The organism is Paraburkholderia solisilvae (assembly GCF_902859875.1).
GTDB classification, from domain to species: Bacteria; Pseudomonadota; Gammaproteobacteria; order Burkholderiales; family Burkholderiaceae; genus Paraburkholderia; species Paraburkholderia solisilvae.
Genome location: NZ_CADIKF010000012.1, coordinates 13111 through 35286, shown reverse-complemented (window position 1 = coordinate 35286; position 22176 = coordinate 13111). Strand labels below are relative to the sequence as shown.

At 58.3% G+C, this 22176-nt stretch carries 21 protein-coding genes; 14 read left to right on the top strand and 7 right to left on the bottom strand.

The annotated features are described in order from the left end of the window. Positions 1 to 51: 51 nt before the first annotated feature. Positions 52 to 504, bottom strand: a complete 453-nt coding sequence (locus HV675_RS09820) for an Lrp/AsnC family transcriptional regulator (RefSeq protein ID WP_175110703.1) — start codon at positions 502 to 504, stop codon at positions 52 to 54. A gap of 19 nt (positions 505 to 523) precedes the next feature. Between HV675_RS09820 and HV675_RS09815 the strand changes: the two genes are divergently transcribed. From HV675_RS09815 to HV675_RS09805, 3 genes are all read left to right on the top strand, one after another. Beyond that, a complete protein-coding gene (locus HV675_RS09815) occupies positions 524 to 1360 on the top strand; it encodes a LysE family translocator (RefSeq protein WP_246270166.1) in 837 nt (278 codons plus the stop codon). Continuing rightward, positions 1309 to 2115: an enoyl-CoA hydratase/isomerase family protein gene (locus tag HV675_RS09810; RefSeq protein ID WP_175110702.1), complete on the top strand. Its 807-nt coding sequence runs from the start codon at positions 1309 to 1311 to the stop codon at positions 2113 to 2115. The genes HV675_RS09815 and HV675_RS09810 overlap by 52 nt, the downstream gene beginning before the upstream one ends. Before the next feature lie 301 nt (positions 2116 to 2416). Then, the gene (locus tag HV675_RS09805; RefSeq protein WP_175110701.1) at positions 2417 to 3292 is read left to right on the top strand and encodes an oxidoreductase; all 876 of its coding nucleotides are present in this window, start codon (positions 2417 to 2419) and stop codon (positions 3290 to 3292) included. 278 nt (positions 3293 to 3570) lie between these two features. On the opposite strand, the gene HV675_RS09800 is transcribed toward HV675_RS09805, so the two are convergent. Both HV675_RS09800 and HV675_RS09795 read right to left on the bottom strand, forming a co-directional pair. Next, positions 3571 to 4542 carry a helix-turn-helix transcriptional regulator gene (locus HV675_RS09800; RefSeq protein WP_175110700.1) on the bottom strand — a complete coding sequence of 324 codons (972 nt, stop codon included), beginning with the start codon at positions 4540 to 4542 and terminating at the stop codon, positions 3571 to 3573. Positions 4543 to 4905: 363 nt separating this feature from the next. Beyond that, positions 4906 to 5139, bottom strand: coding sequence for a hypothetical protein (locus HV675_RS09795; protein WP_175110699.1), 234 nt, complete (start codon positions 5137 to 5139; stop codon positions 4906 to 4908). Here HV675_RS09795 and HV675_RS09790 point away from each other — a divergent pair. Both HV675_RS09790 and HV675_RS09785 read left to right on the top strand, forming a co-directional pair. Then, positions 5132 to 5473, top strand: a complete 342-nt coding sequence (locus HV675_RS09790; RefSeq protein WP_175110698.1) for a hypothetical protein — start codon at positions 5132 to 5134, stop codon at positions 5471 to 5473. The two genes, HV675_RS09795 and HV675_RS09790, sit on opposite strands and share 8 nt — an antisense overlap. A 503-nt stretch (positions 5474 to 5976) precedes the next feature. After that, entirely contained in the window at positions 5977 to 6573 is a 597-nt protein-coding gene (locus tag HV675_RS09785) for a TetR/AcrR family transcriptional regulator (protein WP_175110697.1), read from the top strand. Between the two features lie 246 nt (positions 6574 to 6819). Here HV675_RS09785 and HV675_RS09780 read toward each other — a convergent pair whose 3' ends face one another. Then, the gene (locus tag HV675_RS09780) at positions 6820 to 7260 is read right to left on the bottom strand and encodes a cupin domain-containing protein (RefSeq protein ID WP_175110696.1); all 441 of its coding nucleotides are present in this window, start codon (positions 7258 to 7260) and stop codon (positions 6820 to 6822) included. An 828-nt stretch (positions 7261 to 8088) separates the two neighbouring features. On the opposite strand from HV675_RS09780, the gene HV675_RS09775 reads away from it, so the two are divergent. Further along, complete coding sequence (locus HV675_RS09775) at positions 8089 to 9261, top strand: TIGR03118 family protein (protein ID WP_175110695.1); 1173 nt, start codon at positions 8089 to 8091, stop codon at positions 9259 to 9261. 87 nt (positions 9262 to 9348) lie between these two features. On the opposite strand, the gene HV675_RS09770 is transcribed toward HV675_RS09775, so the two are convergent. After that, entirely contained in the window at positions 9349 to 10068 is a 720-nt protein-coding gene (locus HV675_RS09770; RefSeq protein WP_175110694.1) for a type 1 glutamine amidotransferase domain-containing protein, read from the bottom strand. Positions 10069 to 10297: 229 nt separating this feature from the next. Between HV675_RS09770 and HV675_RS09765 the strand changes: the two genes are divergently transcribed. Then, on the top strand, positions 10298 to 11194 hold the full coding sequence (locus tag HV675_RS09765; protein ID WP_175110693.1) for a LysR family transcriptional regulator: 897 nt from the start codon (positions 10298 to 10300) through the stop codon (positions 11192 to 11194). A 408-nt stretch (positions 11195 to 11602) separates the two neighbouring features. Here HV675_RS09765 and HV675_RS09760 read toward each other — a convergent pair whose 3' ends face one another. Beyond that, positions 11603 to 11989 carry a hypothetical protein gene (locus HV675_RS09760; RefSeq protein ID WP_175110692.1) on the bottom strand — a complete coding sequence of 129 codons (387 nt, stop codon included), beginning with the start codon at positions 11987 to 11989 and terminating at the stop codon, positions 11603 to 11605. 167 nt (positions 11990 to 12156) lie between these two features. On the opposite strand from HV675_RS09760, the gene HV675_RS09755 reads away from it, so the two are divergent. After that, positions 12157 to 12921, top strand: a complete 765-nt coding sequence (locus tag HV675_RS09755; RefSeq protein WP_175110691.1) for a bestrophin-like domain — start codon at positions 12157 to 12159, stop codon at positions 12919 to 12921. 346 nt (positions 12922 to 13267) lie between these two features. Continuing rightward, the gene (locus HV675_RS09750; protein ID WP_175110690.1) at positions 13268 to 14440 is read left to right on the top strand and encodes a porin; all 1173 of its coding nucleotides are present in this window, start codon (positions 13268 to 13270) and stop codon (positions 14438 to 14440) included. A gap of 193 nt (positions 14441 to 14633) precedes the next feature. On the opposite strand, the gene HV675_RS09745 is transcribed toward HV675_RS09750, so the two are convergent. Beyond that, complete coding sequence (locus HV675_RS09745) at positions 14634 to 16697, bottom strand: SdiA-regulated domain-containing protein (RefSeq protein WP_246270165.1); 2064 nt, start codon at positions 16695 to 16697, stop codon at positions 14634 to 14636. A 453-nt stretch (positions 16698 to 17150) separates the two neighbouring features. Between HV675_RS09745 and HV675_RS09740 the strand changes: the two genes are divergently transcribed. The 5 genes from HV675_RS09740 (at position 17151) to HV675_RS09720 (ending at position 22161) form a co-directional block, all read left to right on the top strand. Next, positions 17151 to 17441, top strand: coding sequence for a hypothetical protein (locus HV675_RS09740; RefSeq protein ID WP_175110688.1), 291 nt, complete (start codon positions 17151 to 17153; stop codon positions 17439 to 17441). Positions 17442 to 17873: 432 nt separating this feature from the next. Next, entirely contained in the window at positions 17874 to 18377 is a 504-nt protein-coding gene (locus HV675_RS09735) for a hypothetical protein (protein WP_175110687.1), read from the top strand. Positions 18378 to 18776: 399 nt separating this feature from the next. Further along, complete coding sequence (locus HV675_RS09730) at positions 18777 to 20183, top strand: LLM class flavin-dependent oxidoreductase (protein WP_175110686.1); 1407 nt, start codon at positions 18777 to 18779, stop codon at positions 20181 to 20183. 149 nt (positions 20184 to 20332) lie between these two features. Beyond that, entirely contained in the window at positions 20333 to 21343 is a 1011-nt protein-coding gene (gene tauA / locus HV675_RS09725) for a taurine ABC transporter substrate-binding protein (RefSeq protein ID WP_175110685.1), read from the top strand. 20 nt (positions 21344 to 21363) lie between these two features. Beyond that, the gene (locus tag HV675_RS09720; protein WP_175110684.1) at positions 21364 to 22161 is read left to right on the top strand and encodes a taurine ABC transporter ATP-binding protein; all 798 of its coding nucleotides are present in this window, start codon (positions 21364 to 21366) and stop codon (positions 22159 to 22161) included. Positions 22162 to 22176 lie beyond the last annotated feature (15 nt).

Sequence of the window (22176 nt, the reverse complement as noted above, 5' to 3'; positions counted from 1 at the left end):
GGCGACAAAGAGGGATGCGGTGTCAGAGCGAAGCGAGCTTGCTGTAGGCATTCATAGCGGGAGTGGCCGGTTCTGGAGAATGCTTTTCATCACGAGAGTGGAGGTCAACCTCAGTACGCCAGGCAAAGCCGACAGGCTCCGGTCGTAAAGCATTTGGAACGAACGCAGATCATGAGTAACAACGTGCAGCATGTAATCAGGGTCGCCGAAAAGGCGCTCCGCCCGAATGATCTCCGGGATGTCCGGCAGGGCGGACTCAAAGGACTTCACACTTTTGCTGTTACCTTCACGCAGCGTCACAAACACAATCGCCGAAAAGTTCAAGCCGACGGTCGCAGGGTCGATGTCGGCGCGATAACCGCTGATTACGCCTGCTTGCTCCAATGCCCGAACGCGCCGATGACAGGGGGAAAGGCTCAACCCTATGCGATCACCCAATTCCGTGACGGTTAGTCGTCCATCACGCTGCAGTTCGGCAAGAATTTTTAGGTCAGTTTCATCCATGTGGAAGATGCTAGCTCAGATGATCACTTTCGTGCAAGGAATAGCGAGCACCTTGCCTGAGCAACGCCGTATTATTCTCTCGTGGGGCAATCAGGCTCATTCATCGGGAAGGGCCGCTGTGGCGTTCAGTGTATTGATGGTTTTTTGGGCCGTCTCGCTTTCGTTGGTGATAGTCCCGGGTCCGGATTGGGCCTATGCGATCTCGGCCGGGATGCACGACAGGGCGATTGCGCCTGCGGTCGCGGGCATGCTGTCCGGTTATCTGACGATCACGCTGGCGGTCGCGGTGGGGATCGGCGCTCTCGTTGCGAGTGTCCCAGCACTCCTCACCGTGCTGACCTTCGTTGGTGCGGGATATCTGCTATGGCTTGGCGGCAACATCGTTGCGCGCCCCTCGGTTCCAACCGTCGCCGATGGGCACGCCTCAAGCACCACATTGGGGTGGGCCATCCGAGGGTTCGCTATTAGTGGTGCGAACCCAAAGGCGCTTCTGCTGTTTCTAGCAATGTTGCCGCAATTCACCTGCCGCGACGGTGCATGGTCGATCTCTGCGCAAATCGGCGCAATGGGCCTCGTGCAGATTCTCAACTGTGCCGTCGTCTATTCGCTTGTCGGCGTTGGTGCCAGGATCGTCTTGCGCACCCGCCCAAAGGTCGCTCACATGGTCAGCCAATTTTTCTGGGGCGGCCATGATTGTCGTTGCCTTAGTCTTATTGAGCGAGCAGTTTTTGGCATTCAAACGATAGGAGGAAAGGCTAAGTCCGTCACGTCGTTCAATCTAAGCAGAGGCTTTGGAGGCCTATTATGTCAGTTGTCGAATACCATTCCGAAGAGCGCATCGCATACGTTCGTTTGAACCGGCCTGAGGCCAAGAACGCCATCAGCAAGGAAGTCCATGATGAACTTAACGCAGCTTGGGATCGTATTGCAGTCGACGACAGCGTCGATGTCGTCATCCTGACCGGAACCGGTGATTCCTTTTGTGGGGGCATGGACCTCAAAACCCACGTTACCCAGTATGTCGGTGCCACGCCACAGATGATCGCGGACTGGGTCGCGCTTGGACTAGGCGGTCTCACCCGTGGCAAGCACCGGTTCAAGAAGCCCGTTATTGCGGCCGTGAACGGTTGGGCGTTGGCCGGTGGCTTCGAGCTGGCAATGTCGGCTGACATCCGGATCGCCTCTGACCAGGCAAAGTTCGGCTCGTTCGAAGCCCGCCGCGGTTTCCACCATGGCGACGGGGGCCTTGTCCGCCTGGTAAACCACTGCGGCGTGAGCGTGGCCATGGAAATGGCCCTCACCGCAGAACCCATCGATGCGCAAAGGGCTCTTCAGATTAACTTGGTCTCAAAGGTGGTGCCTCACGATCAACTGATGGAGGCGGCGAAGCAAACCGCTCGCACCATCTTACGCAACGATCAGGCCGCAGTTCGCAGCGCTAAACAGGTGATCCTCGACCTCATAGGCCGCAATCTTGATGATCAGTTGTACAAGGAAGCTATCGCAGCCTACACCCTGATGGCCAACAACCCGACCGTTCCCGGTTTGCTTCAGAAGTTCTATGAAAAGACTGACAAAGGCCGCCACGGCGCCAACAAGACCGACCTTTAACAAGATCGATACAAATCGCCACCCGTGCTGGTCGAAGGCGCGGCGGCGGTTCCACTACTGCTTCGATCGGCACTGAAAAAGTACGGCGCGCCGCTGCCGGCGCCCTGCTCGCCGAGGGAGTGGGCGAAGGGTGACCATTGGCATGACGATCCTCATGGGAGGGATGGCCGTCCGTTCAGGTTCGGTCAACGCCGGTCGGTAGGGAACGGCCGCCAGGTCGCCGGAAGCGATCGTATCAGTCCCGAACGACGAGTATTCGTATACTGCGGCGTCCGTAACTACCCAAGAGGAGAAACGAACGATGTCGAACGCGACAACGCGTGAAAAGGTGTGGTTGATTACCGGGTGCTCCACGGGCCTGGGAAGAGCTCTGGCCACACAAACTATCGATGCCGGTTACAGAGTCGCGGTGACGGCCCGCAATATCCGCAGCGTCGAAAATCTCGTCGGGGGACGTGAGCGCGTTGCTGCCTACGCACTGGATATAACCGACGCGATGAGTGTCGATACGGCTGTCCGGGAAGTCACGTCCCACTTCGGTCAAGTCGATGTGCTGGTGAACAACGCCGGCATAGGATACTTTTCGGCGATGGAAGAATCGAATGACGCTGCAGTAAGGCACATGTTTGACGTTAACGTATTTGGACTTTGTTCCGTCGTTAAGGCCGTCCTGCCCGGTATGCGCAAGCGACGAAGCGGGCATATCGTTAATGTCGCTTCGGCTGGCGGAATAGTGGCCTTCCCTGGCGTAGGTTATTACAACGCGACGAAATGGGCAGTGTTCGGGTTGACCGAAGCATTGCAGAAGGAGGTCGCCCCGCTTGGTATCCGGGTCACAGTGGTCGCGCCAAGTGGCCTGCGAGTGAGAAGCACAAGCGATGCTGAGCATTTTGCTCTCGCTCCGATCCAGAACGACGATTATGCGGAGACCGTCGGAGCAATGCGACGCAGCTTGCTGGAAAGCTTTGGCAACCAGCCCGGTGACCCGGAACAGGCCGCACGCGCCATCGTGCAGGCAGTCGAGGACGCGGGAAGTCCTTTCAGGTTGTTTTTGGGCAAAGCTGCAATAAATTACGCACGGCAGCGAAGCCGCGAACTTTGCGACGATGCGAAGGCGTGGGAGGCTGTTGGCCTCGCAGTTGACTTCGAGGATGCTGAAGACGAGCGCTTGACGTAATTTCCTGCGCGCGGTGAAGGCAGGCGCAATCCAACGGGTCCTATTTACGTCGGGTCAATTGGGAAGCCGTGATCGGACGACGCGTGAGTAGTCGAAAGCGGACGTTCGATCATTGTTCCCGCAATGGCAGCAAAGGGTCGACTTGAGTCGGCGACATCGGGCAGAAGTCGGCCACCGATGGGTAGTCGCCTGTTACGAGGAAATCGCCTGACCCGGCGAGACTCGAGACATTCGAAATTGAATTGCGCACGCCAGCCGCTTGCCGAATGCTTGAAGGATCAAACGCTCTGGTTGGCAACGAGACGGCGGTCCGTTGATGTCATCAGACTTGCGCATGCGGCCTCTTTGGGCGACACACCGTATCGCTCCTTGAACACACGGCTGAAATGCGTAGGCGACGAAAATCCGCATCGGTAAGCGATCTCTCCCACTTGCAATCGTGTCACGCCGATTTGTTGGAGCAGTTCGGCCGCGAGCGTTAGTCTGCAGTCCAAGAGATAGCGCATTAATGTCTGGCCTTCCGCTCTAAAAAGTCGCGTGAGCTGTGAACTGGACGCATGTACCGCTGCAGCAATCAAGGGCACGTCAAGTTCCGGGTTGCGGAGATTTTGCGCGATAAAGCGTTTGGCTCGAAAGAGAGTCGCTTCACCGCTGCGTCTGCGACTTAGCGCTAGAGGACTTTCGATCAACAGGTCAAGAAGCTCCAGCAACTGGCCGCCTTGCCGGCGCCGCATCTTTTCGCTCGTGTCGCCGTTCTGATCTGCTACCAGCGCTATCATCCCGGCAATCGCCTGGACGTCTGCACTCTCATGGTCTGGCACGGTGTAACCGTGTGCGTCGAAACGCAGCCCTCGTTCCTTCAGGCTCTCCGGCGAAAACAAGACGGAAACGACCTCGGCCGGCTCGATAAAATTTTGTCTGACTGACGATGTGCCGCGAACCAGTATGAGGTCACCCTGCTTGAACCGCCGTACCTGGCCGCCATGTTCAACGGCCAGAACCCCGCGTCTCACGAGCTTTAAACACAACGAATCGTCTTCTCCTTCGCGCATGCGGGAAACCGACATATGCGCGAACCGCGCGTCAATAAGATCCGCATCTCCGAGTCGCCACGACCGCAGCACTGAACCTGTCGGATCGCCATGTCCAAAATTCAAATGACATTTAAGAACGCTGGTGCCTTGGGAGCGCCAAGCTTCCTTGCTGTCCGGAGAATATGTCAACGCCATTTGAAAGCGGTCGGTTTGCATAATGCAATGATGAGACTCGAAGTTCAGCTATCGGATTGACCAGGGCGTGAGCACTTGAGCAGGCTCGACCCAGAGGGTGGTGCAAGTTGTTTCAGGTGGAGCAAGGTAAGCCCTGAGGGCGAGGCATTTACCGCTTGCCGCGGGCCTTTCAACGGGCGTCATTTTTATTACGTCCAAAGGGATATTCCTGGACGCGACAGTCTCAACGCTGCTTTTTGTCTTTATCGCCGGTTTCGCAAGTGACGAATTCATTCGCATAGCACAATACCGGCGGCAAGCGAACCCTGATGCCGGCGTGCAGTTGTCTGGACCGACGAAGGCTGTCGCGCGAGTATTTCCGTCATCGGTTAATGCAAAGCACGCTTACGCCTGGTCGTTGACAAGCGCCCCGGCGCTTTGTCCTTGAGACTTAAGCAGTTCCGCCATCTTCTCGGTGGCCGAGGAAATCTCGCCTTGGATCGTTGACGCCTCGCCTTGCAAGCCACCGAGTGCGGGATTCGGCGAGCCCCCGGGTCCGCGGTGAGCGGCCGCCACCGAGATTTGAGCCTCGATCTTCACCAACATTTGCTGCAGATGAGCGATCAGTTGCTTGAGCAACTGGGCCTCGGCAAGCGCCGAGCCGGAGCTGCTATCGCTGGAGGCTCCACCTGCGCCGCCCGCGCCACCAGCGCCGCCCGACGCTGCCGACGTAGCATGGGTACCGGCCGTCTGCGGGCTCGATGTCGCGCCCGATGTGCCACTGCTCGCATCCGTCGTCGTGGATGCGCCCTGTGTCGGCTTTGACGTGGCGTCGTTCGAGGAAGGGGCGTTCGACGTAGTTCTGGGAATGAATCCGCTCGCGGTTACGTCAGCATTTATTGTCATCATCTGTCACCTCTCGTTAGCATGGATGTCACATCTCCTTAATCATTCTTTATATCCTGATCCCTGACGAAGACACACGTGCGACAAGCGCCCAGACAGGAAATTAGATGTCTTCCATTCTGCGCTCGCCGTACCGCCGACAAGCAGCATAAGGGTCGAATTTCATCCCGCAACTGCAAGATTATTGAACGCTCGCCTGAGTGCGCGGTGTAGATGCCGGAGTCGCGGGAACGCCGAACGCAAACACCTTCTTACTTTTACTCGTGGAGGGTAGCGCGTCCCCTACTGGCAGATTCACATGGAAGGGGCTAGCTTCGACGGTGGATATCATACCGCCTTCGATCGAAGATGACGTTCCTTACGAAAGTTCATCAAGAGGCTTGCTCCCTAACATCGGCAAGCGCTGAACTAACATTATGCTACGATTCGTATCGTATCTACGATGGCAAAACGGGTCAAGCATTTCGGGCTTGTGAATACCATTCGAATCGTTGCATAAATAGAACGCATATAAGGCTGGTTATGAGCAATACGGCAAGCATCGCACCTGGAAACAGGAGCGAACCTCATATGGTCGAGCCAAACATTGCAACGGCCGCCTCTAAAGGCAGACCACGGAATGACGAGGCGACGCGCATCGTCCAAAGGTGCGCCGTCGAACTTGCCAACGAAGGGGGCATAGCAAACGCGACAGTCGATCGAATCGCTCAGCGATCAGGCGTCGCGAAGTCAACCATTTATCGACGATGGCCAAATGGGCCGGCCGTGGTGATGGACGGCTTTCTGTCGGAAATTTTGCCGCTGATCGGCTATGAGGAAAAATCAACGGTAATTCAAACGGTGGAAGCGACCATCATGCAACTCGTGGCCGCTCTGTCGGGCAAGCGTGGCGACATTCTGCGTGACCTGCTTGGCTCGGCTCAGCACGATCCGGTGCTCAGAGAAGCCTTCCTGAAACGATGGATAGAACCCCGGCGACGCATCGGCAGAGAAGTCCTGGAGCGTGGAGTCATGCGCGGCGAACTCTGTGCCGACGCCGACCTCGATCTGATGCTGGATCTGCTTTATGGTGGCGTCTACTACCGCCTCGTTGTCTCATTTACGCCGCTTACGAAGGATTCTGTACGCAGCCTGGTCGCTCACGTGTTCAGGTCCTTTGCGCCTTGAAAGCCGCGCGCGCTCGGGGCCGTGCTATCTACGATTGATGGATACAAACACCACGCAAGGAAATCGATCGGCCATTACCTCGCGTGGGACAAGCAGCGAAGGCCTCATTCAAGCCTGTCGGACAACACCCCGAACGGAGCTTAAGTCGCGATGCTGCCCCGCCGTTAAAACGGCAGCATGCCCCACCTCCCGGCACCCAACTTGAAAATCGACAAAACGATCCGCACGAACGGGGCCACCGCTTGACTAGTCTCCGACGGTTACGCGATATCGTTTAAACACGTCCAACAGCTTCGGGATGTCTGGCGGGCCATCGGGAATCTCACCATCAATGTCGGTGAACATCTGGGCGGCCATGGCGCCGTTTCCGGTGATTTCGAGAACCTGCCCGTCAACACCGTAACGAAACCCGTGCAGCGTCCCGCGCGGCAGGTACACAAGTGTCCCAGGCCCGCACTTGTGGATGCTGCCGTCGCAGAAGAACTCCATCTCCCCCTTCAAAACATAGAAGCATTCGTCCCAATCATGACGATGGGGCGGCGGTCCCGTTCCTTCGTCACCCTCTTGCAAAGTGATTCCAAGACTTTGCGTTGCGGCGTTCGACGCCAGAACAGTTACCTTCGTGCCGACCACGTTGAGCGCACGCTCGCGCTCGTCGGGTTTCACGATAAAATAAGGAATACCCATGATCTATCAATCTCCAAAAACTGCGTGTTGCTGGACACCGGGCTTGTCTGGAGCCATTGGAAGCACGTAGGCAACGAAACGTGCCGGAATGCGGAACCGCTGCAGATACACACCAAAGACCTGCAAAGCGGCCGTATCACGTTACTGATGCAGTCGAATAACTTCGACGAAGAATACATAATCCATACATCACAGTCACCGCTTTCCGGCAGCGGTTACCGGTCGCGCGGCACGCTGTATTGCTTCGACATCGCTTAAACAAGCGAGCTACCCGTTCTATTCCACCGTTTTCGTCAGAAGCGCTGTCCACCTGGCGGTAGTGAGACGAGAGGACAAGTTTGCGACGAGCGGTGCAAACCCCTTCGAGTTCGTCAGCAGATTCCAACGTTTGACAGGCACACCTGGTGCTTTGTCAGGTGAGCCAGACCGCAGCGTAAGATGACGATATGACGACGCCGAAAGCGCTCTGTGGGCAAGCCCTTCAAAATCGCGACGCCGTACTTCATGGCGAACGTTCCGCATGATTCATGAGGTATGCCACATAAGATCCTCGCGGCTATTCCTGTGGAGAATGGATTCATCGCACCGAAAAGTCCCGTGATGCCATTGGCGTGCAGCAAACTCACGTGCGCCCAAAACTTTTCGACTGGACGGATGGAATATTCAGACGCGTTATTCGTTGCACACTATGATCATTATCTAGTTAGTATAGCTACTGCAAGCACGCCAAACCACGCGCGAAATAAACCGTTCCCCGCAGGAATAAACCGCGCGCCGTCCTCGTTCAGTGACCGTTATGTCCTTTGGACAAAACCAGGGAGCACGGTCATGAGGTCTCTACTTAATACGGCCAGCGTCGCAGTATGCGGCGTGGCTATCGCGATACTCGTGTCATGCGGCGGTGGTTCCAGTTCGAACAATTCAAACCCGCCTCTCCAGTCGTCGTTTACGGTGACGCCGCTGGTGTCCGATGGTGCAGTGTCCGCAGCGCATACCGACGCGAACCTGAAGAACCCGTGGGGCGTCGCCTTCAATCCAAAAGGATTCGTCTGGGTCGCGGATAACGGCGCCAATGTCGCAACGCTCTATGACGGCAACGGCGTACCGCAATCGCTAATCGTCAAGATACCGGACGGCAAGAACGGTTCGGCATCGCCGACAGGCATCGTCTTCAACGGTACGCAAAGCTTTACTGTCACGGAAAACGGCAAGTCCGGCGTCGCTGCATTCATCTTCACCGGCGAAGGCGGCACTATCACCGCGTGGGCGCCCACCGTCGGGCCAACCAATGCATTCGTCATGTACGACGACGGCACAGGCGGCGCCGTGTACAAGGGCCTTGCCCTTGCCGCAAACAATGGCAACAATTTCCTTTACGCGACCGATTTTCACAATAACAAAATCGACGTCTTCGATACCACCTTCACCAAAATCGCGATGCCTGGCGGCTTTATGGACCCGGCGATCCCTGCCGGCTTCGCGCCGTTCGGCATTCAGGCGATCGGCTCGAAGCTCTTCGTCACTTACGCGATGCAGGACGCGGCGAGGCACGACGATGTCGCGGGCGCGGGACGTGGCATCGTCGACGTGTACGACACCGCGGGCAACCTTCAGCAGCACTTCGCAACCGGCGGTCCGCTAAACGCGCCCTGGGGCATTGCGCAGGCACCCGGCAACTTCGGCGCGATGAGCGGCGCGATACTAATCGGCAATTTCGGCGACGGCACGATCAACGCGTTTAATGCATCGAGCGGCCAGTCGATGGGGCCGCTCAATGGACCGAACGGCAGTCCGATCGTCGAAAGCGGCCTGTGGGGCATCGCGTTCGGCAACGACCTCAGCAACCAGCCTTCCACGACGCTGTTTTTCGCGGCCGGGCCGAATGACGAAGCCAACGGCCTCTACGGAAGAATCGATCTGAATACGACGTCGAACTCGGGTACGAGCACAGGTTCGGGTTCGAGTACGGGCACAAGCGGAGGGACGAGCATCGGCATGTAGCGCCGACTGTGCAGTAGAAAACGGCCCCGGGCAAACCGGCAAACGCCAGCGCGTGCGTCGTGCACGCGCCATCGTCGTTCATCTCCGTTAGACACGCTCGACGCGCTCAGCGAGCAAGTCCAGCACGGCTTTCGCAGCCGCCTCTGCGGATGCGGGGTTTTGCCCGGTCACAAGATTGCCGTCCACCACCACATGCGAGCTCCACGGCGCACCGGAGTCGAATGATGCACCCGCCGCGCGCAGCCGATCCTCCAACAGCCACGGCGCGTTCGCCGCAAGGCCCGCCTGCGTTTCCTCGGCGTTCGTAAAGGCGGTGAGGCGGCGACCCTTGAACGCCCAGCTGGAGGCATCGCCAGCCGCAAGGAAACTCGCTTGCCCGTGGCACAACGCACAAACAACCTTTTTTGGATCAGCAAGCGCATCACTCAGTAATTTCCCGACGTTGGCATCGACGGCAAGATCCTGCATCGGACCGTGTCCGCCAGGCACAAATACAGCATCGAAGCCGGTAAGACTCATATCTTCGATGCGGCGCGGCAAGCGCAATGCTTCGGCGTGCCTCTCGACATAAGCAGATAGTGCCTTCGCCTTTGCGACGTCGCCGTGGTTTGCTTCCGGCGTAAGGCTCAACGCGTCAACCGGAGCAGGCTTGCCGCCGGGCGTAGCAAGCGTAATCGCAACGCCCGCCGATGACAGGGTTTCGTGCGGAACAGCGAACTCTTCGGCCCAAAATCCGGTCGGGCGTTGAATGCCATCCTTCTGCGTCCACGATGTGGCGCCGGTCAGAATCATCAGAACGGAATACATGCCAGTTTCTTTAAGGTAAAGCCAGCTATTGGATGGATGCACGCGGGCTCGCTTCGGCAGCGCATGCGTAACGAGCAGTCATCTGCGATACTCTGCGGCGTTCGAAGCGGGACTCGCGAGCGGATTGTCGAATCGACGTGTTCAGTCTGTTCGCCGAATCCATCCATGTAAATGGACAAGAAGCGATTTCACAATTCCTGCATCAGGAAGCCTGTCTACGGGGAAATGCATGAACCGATTGGAAGCACTACGTGTCTTCTGTGTGGCGGCGGAAAGTTCCAACTTCCGCGATGCCGCGGTACGGCTCGGCGTCTCGCCGCAGGTGATAACCCGCGTCATCAGGAAACTGGAAGAAGAGATCGGCGAACCGTTGTTTCATCGCAGTACGCGCGGCGTGCGCCTGAGTCACTTTGGCGAGCAACTTGCGCACAGAAGTGCTGAAGCCATCGCCGGCATCGACAACATCTTTGCAGTCGACACAGCCGGCCAACGCGATGAGCCTTCAGGTCTTGTCCGGGTCGCCGCGCCGAGCGCACTCGGCCGCCGATTCATCGCACGCGGGTTGGCCCCGGTTCTTGCGGCGCATCCTGGCCTTGTCGTTGACCTGCGGCTCTCCGACGTGCTGACCGACGTCGTCGACGCGCAGATCGATGTCGGCGTTCGAATCGGCGTGATGCGCGACAGCCGGTTTGTCGCACGGGCCGTTTCGGCGGCTTCGCTGTATTTCGTCGGGGCGCCTGCTTTGTTTGAACGAGTGGAACGCCCTGCGAGCAAAAACGCGCTGCTCAAGTTGCCGCTGACGAGTTTGATCGACCGCAATACGGGCCGGCCATGGCCATGGATGTTCAAAGACGGCGAAGAGGTCGTGCCGGCCGGTCCGGTGTTCGTCACTGACGATCCGGAGACCGAGTGTGAGGCGGTCCTCGCGGGCGCGGGTGTCGGGCAATTGGCGGGACATCTCGCGTTGCCACTACTGCGCAGCGGTTATCTGGTTTCAGTGCTGGATGACTTGCGTCCGCCACCTTCTACGCTATACGTATACCGACCTCACGGAAGTGCGGTGCCGACGCGCGTGCGCCTCATCTTTGACGCGCTTTGCCGAATCCTTGCGCATTGTGAAGAATAGCCTGACCGGCTGGCAACTGGAGGTCTCGACGACGCGATCCGACGAGGCCATTTGCGAATTTTCGATCGGCGTCGCGCGCGAAAAATATCGACTCCATGTCAATCTTCGTGTTAGTTAGCCATCCAACGTATCTCATTCGAGAGAACACGAAAATTCAATGACGCGTTAAGGGCAAGAAATAAGGACCGTTCGCCTGGACTGAAGACACGCAAGGTCCACGTGTCCGCGGACCGGCTCGCGAAGACGCCCCTTCCAGCGCTCTCACTCGATAAAGACGGACAGCATTTCATCCTCGCAGAACGCGAGTCAATACGTTTAACTATTCGGACGGCATGGTAGTTTCCGAGACCATGCAAACGCTGAGTCGAAGCGGCCGGGTTGTGTCTTCGTCGACAGTGGCGCGAGTGGTCAGCCGCTTCCCAGCTTTGGAGGCCAAGCGACGGTCGCGGCGTTAACGGCGGCACTGGCCGCGTTCAGTCCGGCGGCGGGCGGCGCGATGCTCGCAAGCGCACGGCATTGTGTGTCAGCGACGCATCGTACCGCCCCCACCGCGAATCGAGCCGTTTGCTCAGGGTCGCAGACGACGGAAGAATCGGCCTCAAGCCCGCAGTATGGCGTCTCGCCAGTCAGCACGCGAAATGCGCCCGCCAGCAGCAGGTAACCCGCGCCGGCCAGACAGGCCGGACCTTCGTCTGGCGATATTGGACCAAAGGCCAATACCATTTCAAACATACGCTCGATAATCTGACAAGCAGGTGAATTTGCTTCAAGAAAACAAGTAGCCATATCCCTCATACATTGGCCCTCCCCAGGACGCTGTTTTCCACTACCGGCCTCGGCATCCGTGCTGATTGCATGCTCGTGCCGGCAAGGCTGTCCTGATCGCGGATATGCTGCCCTTCATGTTCTTCGGTCCGCTTCCGGCGTGATCGAAACGACAACCGCTGTAGTGGAGACATGGCATGGCAGCGTTCGTCGCTCACCCGGCTATCCTGTTTGTAGTACTTCTCGTGCTTTTCATCGGAGCAGTGGCGTTCGGCGCATATGTGCTACGGCGCGTTGCCGTACTCCCGGAAGAGGCCCGCGAAGATTTCAACATTATCCAGACGGCCACGCTGACGCTACTGGCGCTGCTCGTTGGCTTCAGCGTTTCGATGGCGGTCGGCCGCTATGACCAGCGCAAGAACCTGGAGGAAAGCGAAGCCAACGCAATAGGAACGGAATACGCGCGAGCCGATCTGGCTGAGGCGGCAGTCGGCTCAAAAATAAAGGCCGGATTGGTGCGCTACACGCAGCTAAGACTGGCTGATTTCCGTACGCAGGACCGGCAGGAACTCGAACGCATCCGCCGTGACACGGCCGTTCTTCAATCGGAGTTGTGGCGGCTCGCGACGCAGGTGGCGCAGGACAAGCCCACGCCCATCGGCGCGCTTGTCGTTGCAGGGATGAATGATGTGCTGAACTCGCAGGACTATTCCGAGGCCGCACGGATCAACCACATTCCGCTCGGCGCCTGGTTTCTCATGATCCTCATTGCGCTCCTCGCTTGTGTCGTGCAGGGCTACGGCACGAAAGGGAAACTGCGCAGAGGCCTGCTCATCACGATCTTGCCCGTGACGGTTGCGCTGTCGCTGGCTCTCATCGCGGATATCGATAGTCCACGGCACGGGATTATCCGTGTCCAGCCTCTGGATCTGGCGAGGCTGCTTCAGTCGCTGACACAATGACGCATTGGTAAAAGCGCCAAGAGACCTTCGATGTCGCCTTTGCCGCTGAAGGCGGCCGTTCGCTCAGAGAATCTCCCTGTCTTTTGTCGCTCGCGCGCGCCCTTCCTTAGCTAACGTCTAGTTAGCATGACATATCATTTTATTTCAGAAAATCTGGATAAATTTCGAATAGCGGAAGAGTGAATTTCCGGAACGAATATTGGCGGCCGCGCGGCGCAGGGACAATACGCGTGCTGGATGAAGACGGCGCTCACGGTACGGGTGACGTTCTGAAAAACCGTATGGAATCCAGAGTCTTCCAGCTACCCGGCACAACCAAACCACCCTTCTCTTCTGGACTGTTTCCATGAAAAAGATGATTCTGACCGCCGCGTCGCTTGCCGCAATGACCTCGGTCGCCCATGCGCAGAGCAGCATCACGCTGTTCGGCACGCTCGACACTGGCGTCGCATTCTTCAGCAACGAGCATGGCGCACAAGGCTCGGGCAACACGTTCCAGCTCACTTCAGGTAACGAGTCGGGGAATCGATGGGGTCTACGGGGCAGTGAAGATCTCGGCGCCGGACTATCGGCGGTGTTCAAACTCGAAAGCGGTTTTAACATCAACAGTGGCGCACTTGGCCAGGGCCAGCGGATCTTCGGGCGTACCGCGATGGTGGGCTTGAGCAGCACGACCTATGGTTCGGTGACGCTCGGACGCCAGTATGACCCGTTGGTGGATCTGCTCCAGCCGCTGACGGACGACGATACATTCGGATCCGCATTTGCGACGCCGGGTGACATCGATAACTACGACGACAGTTACCGCACGAGCAACTCGGTCAAGTATGCGAGTCCCGACTACGCGGGCTTCCAGTGGTCGTCGATGTATGCGTTTGGCGGCGTGCCAGGCAGTCCGGGCGCGGGCCAGACCTATGCGGTCGCAGCGGTCTACAATCACGGCCCGTTCGGCTTCGGCGTCGGCTATTTCCACGCCAACAGCAACAACGGCAGTGCCGCGACGTTCGACGGTCTCAATCCGAACGCGGACAGTTTTGCAATCGATTCGCCGGCAATCAACGGTGGCTTCGTATCGGCCAACTCGACGCAGATCATCCGTGCGGTCGGCGACTACGCGTTCGGTCCGCTCACCGCGGGTCTCGCCTATAGCAACGTGGCGTACAACGACTACGCCACCGCCGAGGGCAGGGACAACACCACGAGGTTCAACACCGGCCAGATCTTCCTGAACTATCAGGTCACGCCGGCGGTTGTGCTTGGCGCAGGCTACAACTATACGAAGGGCAGCGGCAACGATGTGACGGCAAGTTACAACCAGATCAGCGTCGGCGCGAACTACTCCCTTTCGAAGCGCACCGATCTCTATGCGCTTGCCGGCTATCAGAAAGCGTCCGGCGAGACAATCAGCGCGTCGACGGGCGAAACCGTCATGGCGGTCGCGTCGATGGGCGACTTTGGCAACGATGCGAGCACCGACAAACAGGCGATGGCGATGGTCGGCATCCGTCACAGGTTCTGACCGATCCACGCAAAAGCATGTCGCCGCTTTAGCTTGACGCGGCATGCAGCGTGGGGAAGACACTTTGCATAGGATAACGGACTGATAGCGCGCCGCAGAGTCGCGTCACGAACTAACGCTTTAAGGCATTAAAAAGCCGCCCGACATAGTCGGACGGCTTTTCGCCATACCCATGCTGCAAAACAGCGGGAAACTACTGTCCAGGCGAACCAACCGACGCTGTGCTAGACGGTTCCGATTTACCGCCGAGTACGTTGACCACTGCCTCAACATAGTTTGGCGTCGTTGTCGAAACGGTATCCCACACTGCGGAAGCTTTTGCATTGCCACCGACAAAGACGGCACCCGCGTGATTTCCGGCGGCAACGAGGCTCGCATTTGCGCCCGATGCCGTTGGAATCGATATGGTCGTGCCGTCTCCCTGCGCTGCAGCGAGCGGTGTGCCATAGTTCATTGCAGCCGCAACATTGCCGTTCGCATCATAGACAATGACCGCATCGCCCTTGCCTAAACCGATCGGATTCGCTGCATCGTTATTGACGTTCAACATCACAACGACCGGAACCGCGCTAGAGAGGTCCCACGTTTGGCGGAACGTATTGTCGGCCGTTCCAGGCACACCCGGGACAACGACCAGATGTTCGCCCGGTGCGAGTATCGTACCGGCCACAAATGCCGCGCTATTGTTGGCATCGTTGACGTCAGCGTGATTGTCGCCCCACTTCCAGCCGGTCAGATCAATTGCTGTGCTGCCATAGTTATAGATTTCAAAGAAATCCTGGCCGCCGTCTGCGTTCGAGTTCACCTCCGAGATCAGCACGGTTGGCGCTGGCGCACCTGCTGCTGCAGTCGTGAAGCTCTGCGTCGCACCCGCATAGGCATTGCCATACAGGTCAGTGATAACGCCACCGGCCAATTGAACGGTGTAGCGAGCACTATCTTGCAATGGCGTAGACAAGGTGATGCTCACCCGACCGCCGTTGAATTTGATCTGGGTCGTGTCGTTCACGGACACGTTACGCGTATCCGAGCCGTCGCTGATAACAATGTTACCCGTGCCCGCCTGCACGACTTCGCTGAACGACAGTGTGATGTGGTTGCCGATGATGCCTGTCGCACCATCGACCGGCGCAGTGCTGGTCAATGTCGGCGCTGTGTGGTCAACGGGACCGACCGCTGTGAACGAGATTGTCGATGAGTCGGACACGGCAGGGATATTAGCGCTCCCCGCTGTCGTCTTGATCGCTCCCGTTGGATATGTGATGTGGTAGGTGGTGCCGCCAACCATATAAAACTTCGGATGAATCTTCATCACGCTGCCATTGAACGTCACCTGCGAAGTGTCGCTCACAGGAATCGAACGCGTATCGTCGGCGCCGTTACTGAGAACGATGTTACCTGCACCCGCCTGCACCGATTGATCGAACGTCAAGTAGAGGTTGCTGCCGATGCCGACATTGTTTGTGCCGGTGGTTGGCTTGAAGATGGTCAGGCCCGGCAGACTCGGCCCCGTGGCCTGTTCACCGACCACATAAATGGTGCCGTCCGAGCCCATCGTCACACCTTCATTCTGGGCAGTGGCACTCATATACAGGCTGCTCAGCAGGTTGCCGGTACGATCCATCTTGACGATCTTGCCATCCGGCGCACCGATGATGATGACGTTGTCGTAATCCGCAGCGCTGCTCGGTGCGATATTCGACAACGAGAAAACGTCATTGAACGCGGAAAGGCCCGTCGTGGCCGCATCGAACAGCGCCGGCGGATTGTCCGTTGACGGCAAGATGGGCGTACCGTCCGACGCGGTCGCCGACCCGCTTGCGAAATTGATTGCCGCCTGGAAGATGCTGGTGGGCTGCGACTGACGCACGGCGATGTAGCCACCGGTTTTAGTATCGAAAGTCACACCTTCGATACCGACGTTGGCAACCGTCGTACCCAATTTGACGGACTGTACGTCTGCTCTGTGCAGTGTTCCGTTTGGAATATAAGTGAACAGATCGACTTGACGCAGCCGCTCTTCCACCAATACGAACTTGCCGCCACCAGCATAGGTGATGCCTTCAGTGTCCTGGAAGTCACCGGCATTGAGCGTCATGGAATCGATAACGTGACCATCGCTCTTTGCCACCTGCACGACTGCGGTCGCACCGTCGCCAACGACAAACAGTGAATCCGTATCCTTGTTGTAGGTCACGCCGGACGCCTCTGCGTTCAACAGATTGGCGCCGGTCGTATTGAACTGCAGAGGGAACATTGCAGTCTGCGTGTAGCTATTCAAATCGTACGTGCTTTGCGGATCGTTAAATGCGAGCGCAGGAATCTTGCTGTCTACTACGGGCGCAGCGTCACTGCCACTGTCACCCACCGCACCACTGCCGCCACATGCACTGAGACCGGCTGCGAGAACCGCAGAAATTAAGAGCCTTTTTTTCACAGTACGATAAGAAATTGAAAGGTTGTAAGAATTCGCGACCTTATCGGACCTGTGTTGCAGGTTCGTGACTGGCGAAGTTGAATGAGAATGTGCTCGGCCAGGTAGCCGGTATCCTGGTACGGTGGTAGACGCTGGCCAACCCTGAGGTATGTTTTTGCGGCTGATTTTTGGGCTGTGCTGCCGTCTGATTGCGGGCGCAACGAGTACGACCAGATTGCATGACGCACTTGCGTACAATACGTGCCACCTATTCCAACTGCGGAACACTATTACATGGCGATGAAAAAAACCGACCTTGAAAAGAACAAGGCGCTCAAACTCTCCAACTCATTGAACCAGACGCGCTCCGAGCGCTTCGGCAAAGGCGCGGCTGAAGCACCGCCGGACCGGCGCGAGCAGCGCAAGCTGGATCAGGCGAAAGGACTCGTACCGTTTGCGTGCAAGCTCAACGGTGAATTGGTGAGCATACTGAAGGAACGTGCGGCTGCTCATCCGGAGGGGATGACGGGATTGCTGGAGGAGTTGCTGCGTCGAGGTCTTGCGGCGAATGGTGGGGACTTTTAGGCGCGTTTGCCAGCTTTGGTTGTGCGTTACTGTGGAGATTCCGGCAACGTGTAGCCGAATATTATCTGCCGGGAATGCAGTTACAGTTGGGCAAGCATTTCATGTTTCCATTAGGTGCACACGGTATGCACTGCCGCATGGGTGTGCAACTGTACGGATTCTTCGGAGCACATTCGTTCTCTTGGATTTCGGTTGCCGCGTCCATGTCCGCGAACAATACCGTCATTTGTTGTTTTCACAGAATGCGCGCGGAGAAACGGCCCGAGACCCGTGTCGGGGCACTGCGGAACGATAATTTGCCAGGAGCGGGTTTGGCCCCATTGCTAGGCCCATCCGGTCCACCTCTAAAATCGGCCCTCATCGCCGCCGCGTTTTTCACGAATTAATGGAACACGGCATGGATCACCTACTTGCAATTCAGGGAGCCCCAAAATGAAGTTCCTTGTGCGCTTCTTTACGATCGTCCATGGGCTGATGGCTGTTCTCTTCACCTGCGCGGCCCTGATGTTGATTGCCATTGCTGCCCGCATCGGAGCAATTGCAGCTGCGAGTCAATGGGACTCGTCGAGCGCGCTATCCATCATTGAAGCTTTGGGGCTGCTGGCTGGGGCCGTTGTCGCCTTGCAGATCGCTGAGACCATCGTAGAGGAAGAGGTCATACGGGAGGCTGACGTGAGCGCGCCGACGCGGGTACGGCGTTTCATGTCGCGATTCTTAGTGGTTGTCGTCGTCGCGCTTGCCATCGAAGGGCTTGTGGCAACGTTCAAAGCGCTCCACCAGGATCCATCGCAGCTCCGGTATGCGGCTTGGCTAATTGCTTCTACGGCCTTGCTTCTTGCCTCCTGGGGGCTGTTCGTCCACCTGAATCGGTCTGCGGAAGAGTTAGAGCCCGAGGCCATGGCGGACGCGAAACGCGAAGATAAGAAAGTGCAATAGTCCAGTACCGAATGGGCTGGCCGAATAGGGGACGTCACCCCCCGCTGCGAATGCCCGCCTTAGAGAAGTACCCCTGTTCCTTGTGGGCGGCGCGCTGCCGACCGCTAAAGATCCCGACGTCCAGGATACGCATAACGTGCAGAAGCAGCAAAACGACACCGTTCTGCATAACAGCAGTGGCGCAAATCGCGACATCTAACAGAACACGCGAAACCAGCCGAAAGGGCACCCTCGGGAACCACCAGGCGATGCCATCCACATACCCAATCACCCACATCCCCCGTCATAAGCTAACCCATCATTCGCATTTGTGATTCCCACCCCGAGTCCTACACTCGGCGTTTGCCCGCCGCATCGCGCACAAAATTCCCCTCCAAAAAAGCCATGAGCCCCGCCGCCGTGAAAAAGCAAATTCACTTCAACGCTTTCCTGATGAACTGCGTGGCGCACCTCGCCCCTGGCCAATGGACGGCCGAACACGACCGCGCAACCGACTATCTGAAACCCGACTACTGGACCGACCTCGCGCGCCTGCTCGAACGCGGACGCTTCGATGCGGTATTCCTCGCCGACGTACTCGGCATCTACGACGTCTACGGCGCGAGCCCCGACTCCGCACTACGCACCGCAGCCCAAGTGCCAATGAACGACCCACTCGCGCTAATCCCGCTGATGTCGCAGGTCACACAGCATCTATGCTTCGGCGTCACCTGCTCACTGTCATACGAACACCCCTACACATTCGCCCGCCGCATATCGACGCTAGACCATCTAACCAGCGGACGCATCGCCTGGAACATCGTAACGTCTTACCTGGACAGCGCCGCGCGCAACATCGGTCTCGACCGCCAGCTCTCTCACGACGAACGCTACGACGTCGCCGACGAATACATGGAGGTCTGCTACAAGCTATGGGAAGGCAGTTGGGAAGACGGCGCCGTCGTGAAAGACCGCGTGCGCGGCGTCTACGCGGATCCGTCGAAAATCCACGCCATCGCGCACGCAGGCCGCTATTACAAGGTTCCAGGCATTCACCTATGCGAGCCATCGTCGCAACGCACTCCTGTGCTTTTCCAGGCCGGCAGTTCAGGCCGCGGCAAGCACTTCGCCGGAAACCACGCGGAATGTGTATTCGTCGCCGCACCGACACGCGATATCGTCAAACGCAATGTGGCCGACATTCGTGCACAAGCGGCGGCACTCGGACGCAACGGCGAAACCGATGTGCTGATCTTCGCGATGTTCACGGTAATTGTCGGCCGCACCACACAAGAAGCACACGACAAGCTTGAACAATATCGCGCCCGTGCGAGCCACGAAGGCGCAGCAACACTGCTATCGGGCTGGACCGGCATCGACCTCGCCACATACCAGCCCGACGATACGCTCACATACGTCGACACCGACGCAGGCCGCTCAGCACTCGCGTCATTTTCAAGCGCGGATCCGACACGCACATGGACCGTCGACGAAGCAATCGACTTCGTATCGATCGGTGGACGCGGCCCGGTAATCGCCGGCACATCAACAGAAGTCGCAGACGAGCTTGAAGAATGGATTGACGAAACCGGCCTCGACGGCTTCAACCTCGCCTACGTATCAGCACATCAAACATTCGAAGACATCGTCGAGCTACTGATTCCCGAGTTGCAGCGGCGCGGCCGCTATCGCGACGAATACGAACCCGGCACATATCGTCAAAAGCTCTTCGCACGCGGCGCACGGCTACCCGCGAGTCACCCCGGCTCGCGTTACCGGAAGCACGAGAAACCGACCTCCGAGCCGGTCGTCAACGCGCACAGCTGAGGAATCGCGATACGTCCAAGCCACCGCGTATATCGTTTCCCATTGCCATCCAATACGATCCACACGCATATGCAACTGAGATTTGATTGGTTAGCACTGCACGCCCCCGGCGCTACCCTTGGCATATTCCATCCACGCGGACACATCCAATGAACATCAAACGCGTCATCAACGGGTTAGTCGCCGGCGCCGCACTCGCATCAGTGCTGGCCTCCGTTCAGTCTTCAGCACAAGCAGAAACCGTCAACATCGCCTACCAGTACGGCGCCGATCCGGCAAAGCTTGCGCAAGCAAGCGCGGCCTACGAAAAGGCGACAGGCTGGACCATCAACTGGCGGCGCTTCGATACCGGCGCCGATATCGTCGCGGCGCTCGCGTCAGGCGATATCCAGATCGGCGACGTCGGCTCGAGTCCGTTCGCGGCTGCGGTGAGCCGCGGCGTGCCGATCGAGGCCGTCGTGCTCAATGCGCTGACGGGCGGCTCTGAAGCACTCGTCGTGCGCAACGGCGCGCACATCGACAAACCGCAGGATCTGATCGGCAAAACAATCGCGACACCGTATGTTTCGACGGCCCACTACAGCCTGCTAGCCGCGCTCAAGCACTGGGGCATCAAACCGGGCCAGGTGAAGATCGTCAATCTCGGCCCGACCGAGATCGTCGCCGCGTGGGCGCGCGGCGATATCGACGCCGCCTATACGTGGGACCCGGCGCTCGGCAAAGCGAAAGAAAGCGGCCACGTGCTAGTCGATTCGACGCAGGTCGGCAAATGGGGCTCGCCTACATTCGACCTGTGGGCCGTGCGCAAGGACTTTGCACAGGCGCATCCGGAGTTCGTCGGCAAGTTCGTATCGGTCACACTGAACGCAATTTCCGACTATCGGCAAAACGGCAAGTCGTGGCATGACGGTTCGAGCCAGGTCGCAGCAATTTCCAAACTAAGCGGTGCGAATGCGTCCGATGTGCCGGAACTGCTCGCGGGCAATGTATACCCGAATGCCAGCGAACAAGCCGCCCCCGCTCTGCTCGGCGGCGGCACAGCGAAAGCCGTCGCCGCAACAGCAAATTTCCTGCAGGAGCAAAAGAAGATCGATCATGTGCTGCCTGACTATAGCGCGTCGGTGACGCCGCAATTCGTCGCGGCAGCTGCATCGAAGTGAAAAAGTGAGAACCTGGCGACATGGCTGAACTCAGCGCACAGCATGTATCGGTCGTCTACCCAACGGCGCGCGGTCCGCTGACCGCGCTGCACGATGTGTCGATGTCGGTGAAAAGCGGCGAGATTGTCGTCGCGCTCGGGGCGTCCGGTTGCGGCAAAAGCACGCTGCTTGCGCTGCTCGCCGGTTTCCAGACACCGACGTCAGGTCGCGTAACGATCGACGGCGCGCCTGTCGATGGTCCCGATGCGAATCGCGGTGTCGTGTTTCAGGACGACGCGTTGATGCCGTGGCTCAACGTGATCGACAACGTCAGCTTCGGGCTCCGTATGCGCGGCGTTGCGCGTACGGAACGCCATGCGCGCGCCGCCGAGGTGCTGCGCCTCGTCAAGCTCGCCGACTTCGAGCACCACGCGATCGGCGAAATTTCAGGCGGCATGCGTCAACGCGTCGGCCTTGCGCGCGCTCTCGCCGCCGACCCCGCATTCCTGCTGATGGACGAGCCGCTCGGCGCGCTCGATGCGCTGACGCGCGAGCATATGCAGACGCTGCTGCTCGACGTCTGGCGCGCAACAGGCAAAGGCGTCTTCCTGATCACGCATAGCATCGAAGAGGCCGTGCTGCTCGCAACCGAATTGCTTATCCTGTCGCCGCGGCCAGGCCGCGTCGTCGCGCGTCATCGGCTCAATTTCGCGCAGCGCTATGCGGCCGGCGAAGCACTACGTTCGATTCGCTCCGATCCCGCATTCACATCGATGCATATGGAGTTGCTCGACCAGCTCGTCCGCGAAACCGAGGAGGCCGGCGATGTCAACCGCTAACCGGCCGCACAGCCG